This window comes from Sphingobium indicum BiD32 (assembly GCF_000382885.1).
Taxonomy (GTDB): Bacteria; Pseudomonadota; Alphaproteobacteria; order Sphingomonadales; family Sphingomonadaceae; genus Sphingobium; species Sphingobium japonicum_C.
In genome coordinates this window covers 1-1126 of the sequence record NZ_CAVK010000048.1, presented here as the reverse complement: position 1 = coordinate 1126, position 1126 = coordinate 1, and the positions used below count along the sequence as shown (strand labels likewise).

At 51.2% G+C, this 1126-nt stretch carries 1 protein-coding gene; it reads right to left on the bottom strand.

Annotation, left to right across the window (positions count from 1 at the left end; genetic code table 11):
• The coding region (locus EBBID32_RS04760) for a carotenoid oxygenase family protein (RefSeq protein ID WP_037488820.1) at positions 1-946 on the bottom strand (946 nt) is incomplete at its 3' end.
• Positions 947-1126: the final 180 nt, after the last annotated feature.

Sequence of the window (1126 nt, the reverse complement as noted above, 5' to 3'; positions counted from 1 at the left end):
CAGATCCTGCGATGTCGCCGATGTAGGGGAAGCCATTCCGCTTGGAGATCATCATATCGAGATGGACTATTGTGCCTTCGTTAAAGCCGTTGATGACGTGAAAGCCACACGACGTAGGCACTTTGAACCATCGGATATCGGTCGTACTGCCGGCTCGCGGCATAATGCCAACCCAACTAGGCAAACTCCCGTCCCACTTCCAATGATCCCCACCTGCCTTCAAGCGCTCGGGATCCATTGTCGTCGGAAAGATTGGAAAGATCACGTAATCAGTCGTGATCGCGAAGTCATGGACCATCCCGACATATGGGGGATCGAACCACTCTTCTTTAACAAGATTCCCACTTTTGTCCTCGATCAGGAAGCACATTGGCGACGAACCATCACCTTCACATTCATAGCTAAACAGAAGAAGCTCACCCGTAACGGGGTCTATCTTCGGGTGGGCTGTAACTGTTTTACTTTTAAGCTGCCCATTCCAAGTGAAATCGCCCAAGGTGGCTAGAGTGTCCGGATCGACAGCCATCGGCACATGGTCCTCCTTGAGCACCAGGAGACGGCCAGCGTGCCAAATTGGCGCGGTATTTGCGGTCCCTCGGCTTTTCCCGGCGACTTCAGGTTTATCAGTCCACGGATTGCGATATTTCCCATAGAGAGAACGTCGGGCAGCCCGCTCAGCTTTCCATCTTTCGGTCTGAATATAGCGCATCTTGAAATCGACATGGCCGTTCTCGAAGTTAAACATCGAGATCATCCCGTCCCCATCCACGTAAATGTCGTCTCCCAGATATGGCGGATATTGGGGATCCGGGCCGGAGCGATACCATCTACCATTAAGATCCGGGGGAACATCACCCTCCACCTCAAGATCATATATATCGCATTCAATTCTACTTGGAGTGTTGTATCCACTGAAAGAGAGACCGTCAGGAAATAGCTTAGTCATGAACGCATGCCTTTTTAAGTGTTACGCGCCTGCGCTTTGCTGCAGGAACATATTCAGCGAATAAAACATTATGAAGTTTGACTAGCGGCGCGAATAATCGTGTATCGGTTGGGATTGAGGACTCGCCTATATGCGATGGCCGCCCGTCGCTCCCACTATGAGGCACCTTCAGACGAGATC